The sequence below is a fragment of the Arcticibacterium sp. GJ41-1 genome, assembly GCF_055808875.1.
In genome coordinates this window covers 3965726-3983892 of record NZ_CM147888.1, presented here as the reverse complement: position 1 = coordinate 3983892, position 18167 = coordinate 3965726, and the positions used below count along the sequence as shown (strand labels likewise).

Sequence of the window (18167 nt, the reverse complement as noted above, 5' to 3'; positions counted from 1 at the left end):
TATATACGCTTGAATACTAGTGAGATTCTCTATTTACTATACTTCCAGAAGAACCTATTAGGAAATCCATGTCGGCTCCTTCATGGGCTTGGTTTACGGTGTCAATATAAAGTTTGATATAACCTCTGTTAAATTCTAGGTCAATTGGCGTCCATTTTTTTCTTCTTTCAGCCAATTCTTCATCCGAAACATGAAGGTGTATTTTCTTTGCAGCTACATCACATTCAATGATATCTCCATTTTCAACAAGGGCTAGTGGGCTTCCAAGAGCAGATTCTGGCGAAGCATGAAGAAAAACAGTGCCATAGGCTGTTCCGCTCATTCTACCATCCGATATCCTAACCATGTCGCTTACTCCTTTCTTAATTAGTTTTTGAGGAAGTGCCATGTTACCTACTTCTGGCATTCCAGGGTATCCTTTCGGACCAACATTTTTAAGAACCATAACACAGTTCTCGTCAATATCTAAATCTGGATTATCAATTCTTTCGTGGTAATCTTCAATGGTTTCAAAAACCACCGCACGTCCTTTATGTTTTAGTAAAGATGGGGTAGCGGCCGAAACTTTTATGACAGCACCTTCGGTGCAAAGATTACCTTTCACCACAGTAATTCCACCTTCTTTAATGATAGGGTCAGTAATTGGTCTTATTACGTCGGTATTCCAGTTTCTGGCTTTTTTAGAGTTTTCGGTCAATGTTTTTCCGTTAACTGTAATAGCTTCTTCACTAAGGTGTCCGGCAAGTTCTTTCAGGATAACCTGAATACCACCAGCATAGTAGTAGTCTTCCATCAGGTATTTTCCTGAAGGCATAAGGTTAAGCAAGAATGGAACTTTAGCACCATGCGTATCAAAATCGTCAAGGCTTAGTTCCACGCCCACTCTTTTTGCAATAGCTAGTAAGTGCAAAACAAAATTGGTAGAACCACCTACTGCTGAATTTACCTTTATAGCATTAATGAAGGCAGGTTTTGTAAGTATTTTTGAGATTTTAAGGTTTTCTTTTGCCATCTCTACAGCTCTCATTCCTGTCATATGAGCATTCATCTTTTTACGAGAATCTGCAGCTGGAATGGAAGAAACGCCAGGCAGTGTTAAACCAAGAGCTTCCACCATAGTAGCCATGGTAGAGGCTGTACCCATGGTATTACAGTGACCAATACTTCTACTCATGCAGGCTTCGGCTTCTTCCATTTCGTCCAAAGTCATTTTGCCTGCTTTTACATCAGCATCAAATTTCCATACGTCTGTACCCGAGCCTAAGTCTTTTCCTCTAAACTTTCCATTAAGCATTGGTCCACCAGAAAGTACAATTGATGGAATATCAACACTAGCAGCTCCCATTACCAAAGAAGGCGTAGTTTTATCACATCCAGTCATAAGTACCACTGCATCAAAAGGGTTTGCTCTAATACTTTCTTCCACGGTCATGGAGGCCAAGTTTCTGTAGAGCATGGCTGTTGGTCTTATTATAGTTTCGCCAAGCGACATTACAGGGAATTCTAATGGAAATCCGCCGGCTTCATATATTCCATTTTTTATGAATTGTGCTAATTCTCTAAAATGTCCGTTGCACGGTGTGGCTTCGGACCAAGTGTTACAAATGCCGATAACGGGCTTGCCTTTAAATTGGTGTGCGGGATAGCCCTGGTTCTTTATCCAGCTTCGATATATGAAGCCATCTTTGCCTTCTTTACCAAACCATTGCTCACTTCTTAATTTACCTTTTTCTTTAGCAGCCATACTTTATTCCTATTAGGTTGAATTTATTAAAATTATTTCACCGCAAATACCTCTTTTTTTTGTTTTTTTGCAATCTATTATTTGATTTTGAGTACCAAAAAGGATATTGAAGATGACATTGTTTCAAAAATTTGATGAAAGCGTAACGAATGAGTTGATTGAAAGCTTGAAGAATTTGGGTGAAAGGAATTTAGGAGACACAAAAGGAGCGATTGATGCGATTTTCTATACACTTTTAGCTGGATTAATTAGACGAGCAAACAGCGATATGAGCACCAGTATGCTGGTTAATCAGATAAAAAAAATTCACAACAGGGATTTAAAAGAATTTAATCTGAAAGAGGATTTTAGCTCAACTAAAAAACTTACAGAGTTTGTAGATATTGGCGAGAGAAATATGAGCCAAATATTTCCTTCTTTTAGAAGTCAATTGTTAAATTTGGTTACTACACATAGTGGAACCAGTAAGCAAGAGACTGCAAAGTATTCTTCTTTTGTTAATGCTTTGATGATTAGTTTTTTAGCGGAAAAGCTAGAAGAAGGCACAAGTAAGGAAGATTTGATGAATTTCCTCAAAGAGCATAGAGACCCTCTTTTTGAAAGGGCTCCAGAGGCTTTTGTCGAGAAGATGATACCTGCTTTAGGAATGCATGATTTAAGAAGTATGAAAATGCAATTCGCTAAAAAGAAAGAGGAACGTGAAATGGAGGCAAACTCTAATGAAACTGCTGAAGCAGAGGCGGAAACGGAAGTTGTGAACTCTTATGAGTACGAAGAAGAATCAAATGGAATGTCGAAGAAAACGCTTCTTATAGCCGGAGTGGTAGTGCTGGTAGGATTGCTTGGGTATTTACTTTATGACTCAAGAGAAGAGCTTTTTGGATCTGATACTCAAAACGAGTCTTCTGTAATTGAAATGGAAGAAGATTCTCTGGCCGTTCAAGATAGTTTAGCATTATTGGCTGAAGAGTTGCCTCAAGGAGATGCTGGCTGGTTAGCCTTAAAGGAATTGATAGATGGAGGGCAGTTAAATGTAGATAATGAGGTCAAAATTCAATCTCTTTCTTTTAATGAAGGTGAAATTGAATTGGCAGATGTTAATAATTCTATTATTGATAGTCTTGTATCTCAATTTAAATCTAATCCAAGGTTTCAGATTCAAATTAAGGGTGGAGACTCAAATGGTAACTCCCAAATTGGGATAAAAAGAGCATTTCATTTAAAGAAATTAATTCAAGATAAAGGCGTAAATGCTATTAAAATTGATGCAATTTCTGACCCTGAGAAACTAGATTATTTGAAACTTAGGTTAGTTTCTAAGTAGTAGTTATTTTGTTCTTATTTTTCCTGTTATATCATTAATTAATGATATACGTAAGATTTTTTTTATATAGACAAAATAGACTTTTGTATTTCGAAAAGTGCCTGTTAGCTATGCTTTCAGGCACTTTTTTTGTTTCATAACTCAGTCCGCTTTCTTGCTAGTTTGGCTAACGGTTACCAGAGATGGCATTTTTGGCATAAGTATTGCCTTATATATCTATAGTATTTGAACCGATACTTAACTGATATGCCAAATTTTTATATGCTTGCTTTGCTTAAAAAAACTAACTGCTTTAAGTCCCTTTTTGCAGTAGCCATACTTTTTACTTTCCTAGGTTTTAATCTAGAACTTAGTGCTCAGTGTACAGTAGGTTCTAACATTGGAGACAATGCTTTAACCTGGGATACCGCAGGCTATGGTTCTGAAACAGTACAGAATACTTCAAGTACGGCAGGTGGTTCTCCTGCTACTATTTCAGATTATGTAACGGTATGTTCAAATGACGGTTCTGTATTAAGGGTTCCATTCACGCTTCAACTTTCTGAAATAAATGGAAATGTTTACGACAGAATGCGTTCTGGAACAAATGGAGCTTATGGTCAGCCTTTCTTTACGCTCTACATGGATAATTTTGATGGTGGTTGTGCTACTGGCAATTGTAATAGTGGTAATAATGCAGCCTATTCTGCTGGAAATGCGGTAAGGATGCTTTTTACTTTTGATTATCCAGTTATCCTTTCTGATTTTCAGATTTCAGATATTGATGCAGCCGATAACGCAAACCCCCCAGGCCAGTCGTCTTCTTTCCAGGATAGAGTAACGGTTTCGGCTACAAGTGCTAGTGGTAGCAATGTGCCCGTTAATTTAGTTTTAGGTCAATCGGGTTTAGTGTCAATTTCTGGTCAAACTGCTACATCAGCATGGGCTTCTGGTCAGAATTATAATATTGATCCTGATAATGCTCTTGGAAGAGTAACTGTTTCTACAAGTCAAGCCGTTAAGACATTTACTTTAGATTATATAGCGGGGCCGAATGAATCTAACCCAGCTCAACAAGCTATTCGAGTATCTAATATAGAATCTATCACAAGTCCAGTAGTGCCTATTATTAGTGGTAGTGTTTTTAATGATTGTGATGGATTAAATGATAATCAGGTTGACGGCGGAAACGCTACAAACATAGCCGGGTCTCTTTATATCAATGCAGTTGATAACAGCACCAATACTGTAATAGCAGTAGCTAAGGTTAAAGCTGATGGTACATATAGTATTTCTGTACCATATAATAAGACTTATTCCTTAAGGTTAAGTACAAATGCGGGAACGCTAGGAAGTGCTCCTCCAGCCACAACTCTACCAAGTGGATATACCAATACTGGTGAAAAGCTAGGGACTGGTACAGGACATGATGGTACACCTAATGGTATTCTTACGGGAGTTGTAGTTGGTACTTCGGATATTTCGAATGCTAACTTTGGTACTGTTAACGCTGTTACGTTATCTACAAGTACAACGAATGTGACAACTTGTTTTGGAGGAAATAATGGGTCTGTTACTTTAACAGTTGGTACAGGGCCATCACCTTTTACCTATTCATGGAGTAATGGTGCAACAAGCAAGAATATATCAGGCCTGACGGCAGGAGGCTATACAGTTACAGTAACTGATGCAAATGGCTGTACAACCACTACTAGTGCTTCAATAAGCCAACCAACGGCAGTAGTGGCAAGTGCTACCACAACATCAAACGCAGAGAGTTGTTCTGGAACTCAAGGTACCGTAAGTTTATTCGCGAGTGGAGGCGAAGGTTCATATACATTTACAAGTTCCGGCGGAACTGTAAGCGGAAACACATTAACTGCAGTGGCTGGAAGTTATACAATAACCGCGACAGATGGAAATGGGTGTACATCCACAGTTGCAGTTATCATTTCTGAAAATTCAACAGATACAGATCAAGACGGGATAGCAGATGCTTGTGATGATGATGACGATAATGATGGTATTCTGGATTATTTAGAGAATAACTATTGTGGTGTTTCGGGGCCAATTGTAGATACATTTTTTGTTGAAAATTTTGGAGTTCAAAGTCTTGACAATGGTACTACTAGTGTAATTTCTCCTTTTACTAACTATAGTTATTATCAATCTGAAACGGGAAATGCTCCAACAAGTAGTGATGATGGTTCTGCAGCTCCACAATCGTTACAAGATGGTAGGTATACTGTTTTCAATGATATTCAAAATACTGCTAATTGGGCTCCTAGTATTTGGCAAAATATTGGCGATCATACGAATGGAGGTGCCTCTCCTTCAACGGGCCGAATGGCAATATTTAATGCTAACGATATTAGTTCAGGTGAGTTTTATAGAAGAACCCTTACCGGTTTTGCACCTGGAGCACCAATAAACGTATCATTTTGGATGCTCAATGTTGATATTGATATTCCTGGTAATGATGGTAGGATTCTACCTAATATTACGGTTAACCTGATGCAAAATGGAATTGTTGTTGATTCTTTTAGTACTGGAGATGTTTCCAGAGAAACTTTAGGGGATGTAACTGCATGGAAATATTTTGAAAACCCGACGCCATATCTTTCTACAACTTCCGATCCTATTGAAGTGGTGTTTATCAATAATACTATTGGCGGTGGTGGGAACGACCTTGCTATAGATGACATCATTGCATCGCAGTCACTTTGTGATTTTGATTCTGATGGAATAGCAGATTATTTAGATCCAGATAGTGATAATGATGGTTGCCCAGATGCTCTTGAAGGTGATGGAGGGTTTATTGCAGGTCAAGTAGAGAACGATACACTAAAAGGTGGTGTGGATGCTAACGGTGTACCAAACATAGCAAATGGTGGTCAAGGTTTTGGTACATCGAGAGACTCCACTTCTTACAGTGCAGAGTGTTGTTACTTAGTGACTATTACGTTAAGTAATAGTAAAACAGATGTTACATGCAATGGTGCTTCTACTGGAACAATTGACCTTTCCGTAAGCGGTGGAACAGAAGCCTATACTTATTCTTGGAGCAATTCGGAAACGAGTCAAGATCTTACGGGGCTATCAGCCGGAACATATTCCGTAGTAGTTACAGATGCTAATGGTTGTACTGCTACTACAAGTGTAACGATAACACAACCGACAGCAATCAGTTTAAGTAATAGTAAAACGGATGTTACTTGCAATGGAGCATCTACTGGAGCTATAGACCTTTCAGTGAGCGGAGGAACAGGATCATACACTTATTTATGGTCAAATTCAGCAACGACACAAGACCTTTCAGGCTTATCAGCTGGAACGTATTCTGTAACAGTAACTGATGGTAATGGATGTACCGCCACGACGGGTGTTACGATTGACGAAGCGACAGCGATAGTTTTAAGCAATACCAAAGTAGACGTAAGCTGTAATGGAGCCAGTACTGGTTCAATAGACCTTTCAGCAAGTGGTGGAACAGGCACTTATACGTATGCATGGAATAATGCAGCAACAACACAAGATCTTTCAGGCTTATCAGCAGGAACGTATTCTGTAACTGTTACCGATGGGAATGGATGTACCGCCACGACGAGTGTTACGATTGACGAAGCGACAGCGATAGTTTTAAGCAATACCAAAGTAGACGTAAGCTGTAATGGAGCGAGCACTGGTTCAATAGACCTTTCAGTAAGTGGAGGAACAGGCACTTATACATATGCATGGAATAACGCAGCAACAACACAAGACCTTTCAGGTTTATCAGCCGGCACTTATTCAGTAACCGTTACCGATGGTAATGGATGTACCGCAACGACGAGTGTTACGATTGACGAAGCGACAGCGATAGTTTTAAGCAATACCAAAGTAGACGTAAGCTGTAATGGAGCGAGCACTGGTTCAATAGACCTTTCAGTAAGTGGAGGAACAGGCACTTATACATATGCATGGAATAACGCAGCAACAACACAAGACCTTTCAGGTTTATCAGCCGGCACTTATTCAGTAACCGTTACCGATGGTAATGGATGTACCGCAACGACGAGTGTTACGATTGACGAAGCGACAGCGATAGTTTTAAGCAATACCAAAGTAGACGTAAGCTGTAATGGAGCGAGCACTGGTTCAATAGACCTTTCAGTAAGTGGAGGAACAGGCACTTATACATATGCATGGAATAACGCAGCAACAACACAAGACCTTTCAGGTTTATCAGCCGGCACTTATTCAGTAACCGTTACCGATGGTAATGGATGTACCGCAACGACGAGTGTTACGATTGACGAAGCGACAGCGATAGTTTTAAGCAATACCAAAGTAGACGTAAGCTGTAATGGAGCGAGCACTGGTTCAATAGACCTTTCAGTAAGTGGAGGAACAGGCACTTATACATATGCATGGAATAACGCAGCAACAACACAAGACCTTTCAGGTTTATCAGCCGGCACTTATTCAGTAACCGTTACCGATGGTAATGGATGTACCGCAACGACGAGTGTTACGATTGACGAAGCGACAGCGATAGTTTTAAGCAATACCAAAGTAGACGTAAGCTGTAATGGAGCGAGCACTGGTTCAATAGACCTTTCAGTAAGTGGAGGAACAGGCACTTATACATATGCATGGAATAACGCAGTAACAACACAAGATCTTTCAGGCTTATCAGCAGGAACGTATTCTGTAACTGTTACCGATGGTAATGGATGTACCGCAACGACGAGTGTTACGATTGACGAAGCGACAGCGATAGTTTTAAGCAATACCAAAGTAGACGTAAGCTGTAATGGAGCCAGTACTGGTTCAATAGACCTTTCAGTAAGTGGTGGAACAGGCACTTATACGTATGCATGGAATAATGCAGCAACAACACAAGATCTTTCAGGCTTATCAGCAGGAACGTATTCTGTAACTGTTACCGATGGTAATGGATGTACCGCAACGACGAGTGTTACGATTGACGAAGCGACAGCGATAGTTTTAAGCAATACCAAAGTAGACGTAAGCTGTAATGGAGCGAGCACTGGTTCAATAGACCTTTCAGTAAGTGGAGGAACAGGCACTTATACATATGCATGGAATAACGCAGCAACAACACAAGACCTTTCAGGTTTATCAGCCGGCACTTATTCAGTAACCGTTACCGATGGTAATGGATGTACCGCAACGACGAGTGTTACGATTGACGAAGCGACAGCGATAGTTTTAAGCAATACCAAAGTAGACGTAAGCTGTAATGGAGCGAGCACTGGTTCAATAGACCTTTCAGTAAGTGGAGGAACAGGCACTTATACATATGCATGGAATAACGCAGCAACAACACAAGACCTTTCAGGTTTATCAGCCGGCACTTATTCAGTAACCGTTACCGATGGTAATGGATGTACCGCAACGACGAGTGTTACGATTGACGAAGCGACAGCGATAGTTTTAAGCAATACCAAAGTAGACGTAAGCTGTAATGGAGCCAGTACTGGTTCAATAGACCTTTCAGTAAGTGGAGGAACAGGCACTTATACATATGCATGGAATAACGCAGCAACAACACAAGACCTTTCAGGTTTATCAGCCGGCACTTATTCAGTAACCGTTACCGATGGTAATGGATGTACCGCAACGACGAGTGTTACGATTGACGAAGCGACAGCGATAGTTTTAAGCAATACCAAAGTAGACGTAAGCTGTAATGGAGCGAGCACTGGTTCAATAGACCTTTCAGTAAGTGGAGGAACAGGCACTTATACATATGCATGGAATAACGCAGTAACAACACAAGATCTTTCAGGCTTATCAGCAGGAACGTATTCTGTAACTGTTACCGATGGTAATGGATGTACCGCAACGACGAGTGTTACGATTGACGAAGCGACAGCGATAGTTTTAAGCAATACCAAAGTAGACGTAAGCTGTAATGGAGCCAGTACTGGTTCAATAGACCTTTCAGTAAGTGGTGGAACAGGCACTTATACGTATGCATGGAATAATGCAGCAACAACACAAGATCTTTCAGGCTTATCAGCAGGAACGTATTCTGTAACTGTTACCGATGGTAATGGATGTACCGCAACGACGAGTGTTACGATTGACGAAGCGACAGCGATAGTTTTAAGCAATACCAAAGTAGACGTAAGCTGTAATGGAGCGAGCACTGGTTCAATAGACCTTTCAGTAAGTGGAGGAACAGGCACTTATACATATGCATGGAATAACGCAGCAACAACACAAGACCTTTCAGGCTTATCAGCTGGAACGTATTCTGTAACAGTAACTGATGGTAATGGATGTACCGCCACGACGGGTGTTACGATTGACGAAGCGACAGCGATAGTTTTAAGCAATACCAAAGTAGACGTAAGCTGTAATGGAGCCAGTACTGGTTCAATAGACCTTTCAGCAAGTGGTGGAACAGGCACTTATACGTATGCATGGAATAATGCAGCAACAACACAAGATCTTTCAGGCTTATCAGCAGGAACGTATTCTGTAACTGTTACCGATGGGAATGGATGTACCGCAACGACGAGTGTTACGATTGACGAAGCGACAGCGATAGTTTTAAGCAATACCAAAGTAGACGTAAGCTGTAATGGAGCGAGCACTGGTTCAATAGACCTTTCAGTAAGTGGAGGAACAGGCACTTATACATATGCATGGAATAACGCAGCAACAACACAAGACCTTTCAGGTTTATCAGCCGGCACTTATTCAGTAACCGTTACCGATGGTAATGGATGTACCGCAACGACGAGTGTTACGATTGACGAAGCGACAGCGATAGTTTTAAGCAATACCAAAGTAGACGTAAGCTGTAATGGAGCGAGCACTGGTTCAATAGACCTTTCAGTAAGTGGAGGAACAGGCACTTATACATATGCATGGAATAACGCAGCAACAACACAAGACCTTTCAGGTTTATCAGCCGGCACTTATTCAGTAACCGTTACCGATGGTAATGGATGTACCGCAACGACGAGTGTTACGATTGACGAAGCGACAGCGATAGTTTTAAGCAATACCAAAGTAGACGTAAGCTGTAATGGAGCGAGCACTGGTTCAATAGACCTTTCAGTAAGTGGAGGAACAGGCACTTATACATATGCATGGAATAACGCAGTAACAACACAAGATCTTTCAGGCTTATCAGCAGGAACGTATTCTGTAACTGTTACCGATGGTAATGGATGTACCGCAACGACGAGTGTTACGATTGACGAAGCGACAGCGATAGTTTTAAGCAATACCAAAGTAGACGTAAGCTGTAATGGAGCCAGTACTGGTTCAATAGACCTTTCAGTAAGTGGTGGAACAGGCACTTATACGTATGCATGGAATAATGCAGCAACAACACAAGATCTTTCAGGCTTATCAGCAGGAACGTATTCTGTAACTGTTACCGATGGTAATGGATGTACCGCAACGACGAGTGTTACGATTGACGAAGCGACAGCGATAGTTTTAAGCAATACCAAAGTAGACGTAAGCTGTAATGGAGCGAGCACTGGTTCAATAGACCTTTCAGTAAGTGGAGGAACAGGCACTTATACATATGCATGGAATAACGCAGCAACAACACAAGACCTTTCAGGTTTATCAGCCGGCACTTATTCAGTAACCGTTACCGATGGTAATGGATGTACCGCAACGACGAGTGTTACGATTGACGAAGCGACAGCGATAGTTTTAAGCAATACCAAAGTAGACGTAAGCTGTAATGGAGCGAGCACTGGTTCAATAGACCTTTCAGTAAGTGGAGGAACAGGCACTTATACATATGCATGGAATAACGCAGCAACAACACAAGACCTTTCAGGTTTATCAGCCGGAACGTATTCAGTAACCGTGACTGATGGGAATGGATGTACCGCAACAACAAGTGTTACGATTGACGAAGCGACAGCGATAGTTTTAAGCAACACCAAAGTAGACGTAACCTGTAATGGAGCGAGCACAGGTTCAATAGACCTTTCTGCAAGTGGTGGCACAGGAACTTATACATATGCATGGAGTAATTCAGCCTCAACACAAGACCTTTCAGGTTTATCAGCAGGAACGTATTCTGTAACAGTTACCGATGGGAATGGATGTACCGCCACGACGAGTGTAACGATAGACGAAGCGACTGCTGTTGAAGCAACTGCAACACCAACCGCAGCTTTATGTAAGGGAGCTGATGGAAGTGCAGCATTATCAGCAACAGGCGGAGATGCTTCTTATACTTTCACAAGCACAGGCGGCACGGTAACAGGTTCAAGTTTATCAGCCCCAGCAGGAACTTATACGATAACTGCAACAGATGGCAAGTTCTGTACAGGAACAACAACAGTAACGATTACAGAGCCAGCAGTTGCTTTAAGTGCATCTGCTGCGGATTATACTTTAGGGTGTACAGAAACTATTGGAGATATTATTTTAACTGTTGGAGGCGGAACATCTGGGTATTCTTATGATTGGGATAATGATGGAACTGGTGACTTTGATGATGCTAAGGACTTATTGAACGTATCAACAGGTACTTATAATGTTACAGTAAGGGACGCTAATGGTTGTGAAACAACTGCAAGTGGAGAAGTGATATTTACACCTTGTCCTAGTTTAACAATAGAAAAGAGTCAGGTAGCGGGTCAAAATCCTGTTTCATCTCCAGGAGCAATTGATTATGAAATTGAAGTTGTCAATACGGGAAATATTGACTTAACCGGAGTTACAGTAAGTGACACTTTACCTAACGGTTCTATTGGTTTGTTGACTGGTCCTACAGAGAGTCTTTTGAATAACGGTGTTTTAGAAATTGGGGAAAACTTCAAGTATACTATAACCTATAATGTTAGTCAGGGCGATATTGACGATGGTCTTATGCTGGTAAATGAGGCAGTTGTTACTACAACAGAACTTCCAGAACCAAAATCAGATACAGCGAGAACGCCAACGAGTCAAACACCAAGCTTGACCATTGTTAAGACACAAGTAGGTGGAGAGAATCCAGTTACAAAACCAGGTGAAATCGATTACACGATTGTCGTAACAAACACAGGTAACACGAGTCTAACAAACGTAGTAGTAAGTGATACTTTACCAAACGGTGCTGTAGGTATCCTACCAGGAGCAATCGAGAGTATTAATAGCAATAATGTTTTAGATACGGCAGAAACTTGGACATATACATTCAGCTATGCGGTAACGCAAGCCGATATTGATGCAGGAGCAGCTTTGATAAACAATGCTGTGGTAACAACAGATGAGTTACCAACACCAGAATCAGATACCGCGAGAACGCCAATAAATCAAACACCAAGCTTGACTATTGTTAAGACACAAGTAGGTGGAGAAACAACGGTGACAAAACCAGGAAATATCGACTACGAAGTAGTTGTAACGAATACCGGTAACACAAGCTTGACAAACGTAGTCGTAAGTGATACCCTTCCAAACGGAACAGTAGGCACATTATCAACAGTAACAGAAAGTATCAATACGAACAACATCCTAGATACGACAGAAACTTGGACGTACACAATTAGCTATGCGGTAACGCAAGCCGATATAGATGCAGGAGCAGCATTGATAAACAATGCTGTGGTAACAACAGATGAGTTACCAACACCAGAATCAGATACCGCGAGAACGCCAACGAGTCAAACACCAAGCTTGACCATTGTTAAGACACAAGTAGGTGGAGAGAATCCAGTTACAAAACCAGGTGAAATCGATTACACGATTGTCGTAACAAACACAGGTAACACGAGTCTAACAAACGTAGTAGTAAGTGATACTTTACCAAACGGTGCTGTAGGTATCCTACCAGGAGCAATCGAGAGTATTAATAGCAATAATGTTTTAGATACGGCAGAAACTTGGACATATACATTCAGCTATGCCGTAACGCAAGCCGATATTGATGCTGGAGCAGCATTGATAAATAATGCTGTAGTAACAACAGATGAGTTACCAACACCAGAATCAGATACAGCGAGAACGCCAACGAGTCAAACACCAAGCTTGACCATCGTTAAGACACAAGTAGGTGGAGAGAATCCTGTAACGAAGCCAGGTGACATCGATTACACGATTGTTGTAACGAACACAGGTAACACAAGTCTAACAAACGTAGTAGTAAGTGATACTTTACCAAACGGTGCTGTAGGTATCCTACCAGGAGCAATCGAGAGTATTAATAGCAATAATGTTTTAGATACGGCAGAAACTTGGACATATACATTCAGCTATGCCGTAACGCAAGCCGATATTGATGCAGGAGCAGCTTTGATAAACAATGCTGTAGTAACAACAGATGAGTTACCAACACCAGAATCAGATACCGCGAGAACGCCAATAAATCAAACACCAAGCTTGACTATTGTTAAGACACAAGTAGGTGGAGAAACAACGGTGACAAAACCAGGAAATATCGACTACGAAGTAGTTGTAACGAATACCGGTAACACAAGCTTGACAAACGTAGTCGTAAGTGATACCCTTCCAAACGGAACAGTAGGCACATTATCAACAGTAACAGAAAGTATCAATACGAACAACATCCTAGATACGACAGAAACTTGGACGTACACGATTAGCTATGCGGTAACGCAAGCCGATATTGATGCAGGAGCAGCATTGATAAACAATGCTGTGGTAACAACAGATGAGTTACCAACACCAAAATCAGATACAGCGAGAACGCCAACGAGTCAAACACCGAGCTTGACCATTGTTAAGACGCAAGTAGGTGGAGAAACAACGGTAACAAAACCAGGAAATATCGACTACGAAGTAGTCGTGACGAACACTGGTAATACAAGCCTAACAAACGTAGTCGTAAGTGATACACTTCCAAACGGAACAGTAGGCACATTATCAACAGTAACAGAAAGTATCAATACGAACAACATCCTAGATACGACAGAAACTTGGACGTACACAATTAGCTATGCGGTAACGCAAGCCGATATAGATGCAGGAGCAGCATTGATAAACAATGCTGTGGTAACAACAGATGAGTTACCAACACCAGAATCAGATACCGCGAGAACGCCAATAAATCAAACACCAAGCTTGACTATTGTTAAGACACAAGTAGGTGGAGAAACAACGGTGACCAAACCAGGAAATATCGACTACGAAGTAGTTGTAACGAATACAGGTAACACAAGCTTGACAAACGTAGTCGTAAGTGATACCCTTCCAAACGGAACAGTAGGCACATTATCAACAGTAACAGAAAGTATCAATACGAACAACATCCTAGATACGACAGAGACATGGACGTACACGATTAGCTATGCCGTAACGCAGGTCGATATAGATGCAGGAGCAGCATTGATAAACAATGCTGTGGTAACAACAGATGAGTTACCAACACCAGAATCAGATACCGCGAGAACGCCAACGAGTCAAACACCAAGCTTGACCATTGTTAAGACACAAGTAGGTGGAGAGAATCCAGTTACAAAACCAGGTGAAATCGATTACACGATTGTCGTAACAAACACAGGTAACACGAGTCTAACAAACGTAGTAGTAAGTGATACTTTACCAAACGGTGCTGTAGGTATCCTACCAGGAGCAATCGAGAGTATTAATAGCAATAATGTTTTAGATACGGCAGAAACTTGGACATATACATTCAGCTATGCGGTAACGCAAGCCGATATTGATGCAGGAGCAGCTTTGATAAACAATGCTGTGGTAACAACAGATGAGTTACCAACACCAGAATCAGATACCGCGAGAACGCCAATAAATCAAACACCAAGCTTGACTATTGTTAAGACACAAGTAGGTGGAGAAACAACGGTGACAAAACCAGGAAATATCGACTACGAAGTAGTTGTAACGAATACCGGTAACACAAGCTTGACAAACGTAGTCGTAAGTGATACCCTTCCAAACGGAACAGTAGGCACATTATCAACAGTAACAGAAAGTATCAATACGAACAACATCCTAGATACGACAGAGACATGGACGTACACGATTAGCTATGCCGTAACGCAGGTCGATATAGATGCAGGAGCAGCATTGATAAACAATGCTGTGGTAACAACAGATGAGTTACCAACACCAGAATCAGATACCGCGAGAACGCCAACGAGTCAAACACCAAGCTTGACCATTGTTAAGACACAAGTAGGTGGAGAGAATCCAGTTACAAAACCAGGTGAAATCGATTACACGATTGTCGTAACAAACACAGGTAACACGAGTCTAACAAACGTAGTAGTAAGTGATACTTTACCAAACGGTGCTGTAGGTATCCTACCAGGAGCAATCGAGAGTATTAATAGCAATAATGTTTTAGATACGGCAGAAACTTGGACATATACATTCAGCTATGCGGTAACGCAAGCCGATATTGATGCAGGAGCAGCTTTGATAAACAATGCTGTGGTAACAACAGATGAGTTACCAACACCAGAATCAGATACCGCGAGAACGCCAATAAATCAAACACCAAGCTTGACTATTGTTAAGACACAAGTAGGTGGAGAAACAACGGTGACAAAACCAGGAAATATCGACTACGAAGTAGTTGTAACGAATACCGGTAACACAAGCTTGACAAACGTAGTCGTAAGTGATACCCTTCCAAACGGAACAGTAGGCACATTATCAACAGTAACAGAAAGTATCAATACGAACAACATCCTAGATACGACAGAAACTTGGACGTACACAATTAGCTATGCGGTAACGCAAGCCGATATAGATGCAGGAGCAGCATTGATAAACAATGCTGTGGTAACAACAGATGAGTTACCAACACCAGAATCAGATACCGCGAGAACGCCAACGAGTCAAACACCAAGCTTGACCATTGTTAAGACACAAGTAGGTGGAGAGAATCCAGTTACAAAACCAGGTGAAATCGATTACACGATTGTCGTAACAAACACAGGTAACACGAGTCTAACAAACGTAGTAGTAAGTGATACTTTACCAAACGGTGCTGTAGGTATCCTACCAGGAGCAATCGAGAGTATTAATAGCAATAATGTTTTAGATACGGCAGAAACTTGGACATATACATTCAGCTATGCCGTAACGCAAGCCGATATTGATGCTGGAGCAGCATTGATAAATAATGCTGTAGTAACAACAGATGAGTTACCAACACCAGAATCAGATACAGCGAGAACGCCAACGAGTCAAACACCAAGCTTGACCATCGTTAAGACACAAGTAGGTGGAGAGAATCCTGTAACGAAGCCAGGTGACATCGATTACACGATTGTTGTAACGAACACAGGTAACACAAGTCTAACAAACGTAGTAGTAAGTGATACTTTACCAAACGGTGCTGTAGGTATCCTACCAGGAGCAATCGAGAGTATTAATAGCAATAATGTTTTAGATACGGCAGAAACTTGGACATATACATTCAGCTATGCCGTAACGCAAGCCGATATTGATGCAGGAGCAGCTTTGATAAACAATGCTGTAGTAACAACAGATGAGTTACCAACACCAGAATCAGATACCGCTAGAACGCCAATAAGTCAAACGCCAAGCTTGAGCATTGTTAAGACGCAAGTAGGTGGAGAAACAACGGTAACAAAGCCAGGAAATATCGACTACGAAGTAGTAGTAACCAATACAGGTAACACAAGCTTAACAAACGTAGTAGTAAGTGATACGCTTCCAAACGGAACAGTAGGTACACTATCAACGGTAGCAGAAAGTATCAATACGAACAACATCTTAGATACGACTGAAACATGGACGTACACGATTAGCTATGCCGTAACGCAAGCCGATATTGATGCTGGAGCAGCTTTGATAAACAATGCTGTGGTAACAACAGATGAGTTACCAACACCAGAATCAGATACCGCGAGGACGCCAATAAGTCAAACGCCAAGCTTGACCATTGTTAAGACGCAAGTAGGTGGAGAAACAACGGTGACAAAACCAGGAAATATCGACTACGAAGTAGTGGTGACCAATACAGGTAACACAAGCTTAACAAACGTAGTCGTAAGTGATACACTTCCAAACGGAACAGTAGGCACCCTATCAACCGTAGCAGAAAGTATCAATACGAACAACATCTTAGATACGACTGAAACATGGACGTACACGATTAGCTATGCGGTAACGCAAGCCGATATTGATGCAGGAGCAGTTTTGATAAACAATGCTGTGGTAACAACAGATGAGTTACCAACACCAGAATCAGATACAGCGAGAACGCCAATAAATCAAACACCAAGCTTGACTATTGTTAAGACACAAGTAGGTGGAGAAACAACGGTGACAAAACCAGGAAATATCGACTACGAAGTAGTTGTAACGAATACCGGTAACACAAGCTTGACAAACGTAGTCGTAAGTGATACCCTTCCAAACGGAACAGTAGGCACATTATCAACAGTAACAGAAAGTATCAATACGAACAACATCCTAGATACGACAGAAACTTGGACGTACACGATTAGCTATGCGGTAACGCAAGCCGATATTGATGCAGGAGCAGCATTGATAAACAATGCTGTGGTAACAACAGATGAGTTACCAACACCAAAATCAGATACAGCGAGAACGCCAACGAGTCAAACACCGAGCTTGACCATTGTTAAGACGCAAGTAGGTGGAGAAACAACGGTAACAAAACCAGGAAATATCGACTACGAAGTAGTCGTGACGAACACTGGTAATACAAGCCTAACAAACGTAGTCGTAAGTGATACACTTCCAAACGGAACAGTAGGCACCCTATCAACCGTAGCAGAAAGTATCAATACGAACAACATCTTAGATACGACTGAAACATGGACGTACACGATTAGCTATGCGGTAACACAAGCCGATATCGATTCAGGAGCAGCTTTGATAAACAATGCTGTGGTAACAACAGATGAGTTACCAACACCAGCATCAGATACAGCGAGAACGCCAACGAGTCAAACACCAAGCTTGACCATCGTTAAGACGCAAGTAGGTGGAGAGAATCCAGTTACAAAACCAGGTGACATCGATTACACGATTGTCGTAACGAACACAGGTAACACAAGTCTAACAAACGTAGTAGTAAGTGATACTTTACCAAACGGTGCTGTAGGTATCCTACCAGGAGCAATCGAGAGTATTAATAGCAATAATGTTTTAGATACGGCA

General features: G+C 41.3%; 3 protein-coding genes (1 of these 3 cut by a window edge). 2 read left to right on the top strand and 1 reads right to left on the bottom strand.

The window, feature by feature from the left end:
* Window positions 1-16 precede the first annotated feature (16 nt).
* A complete protein-coding gene (locus tag AC0L6O_RS16395; protein WP_473303864.1) occupies window positions 17-1744 on the bottom strand; it encodes an IlvD/Edd family dehydratase in 1728 nt (575 codons plus the stop codon).
* 112 nt (window positions 1745-1856) lie between these two features.
* Between AC0L6O_RS16395 and AC0L6O_RS16390 the strand changes: the two genes are divergently transcribed.
* Both AC0L6O_RS16390 and AC0L6O_RS16385 read left to right on the top strand, forming a co-directional pair.
* Complete coding sequence (locus tag AC0L6O_RS16390; RefSeq protein ID WP_473303862.1) at window positions 1857-3068, top strand: OmpA family protein; 1212 nt, start codon at window positions 1857-1859, stop codon at window positions 3066-3068.
* A 246-nt stretch (window positions 3069-3314) separates the two neighbouring features.
* Window positions 3315-18167: the 5' portion of a DUF7507 domain-containing protein gene (locus AC0L6O_RS16385; protein ID WP_473303861.1), read on the top strand. It continues 12606 nt past the right edge of the window; only the first 14853 of its 27459 coding nucleotides appear in the window; its start codon is at window positions 3315-3317; its stop codon lies off the right edge, out of view.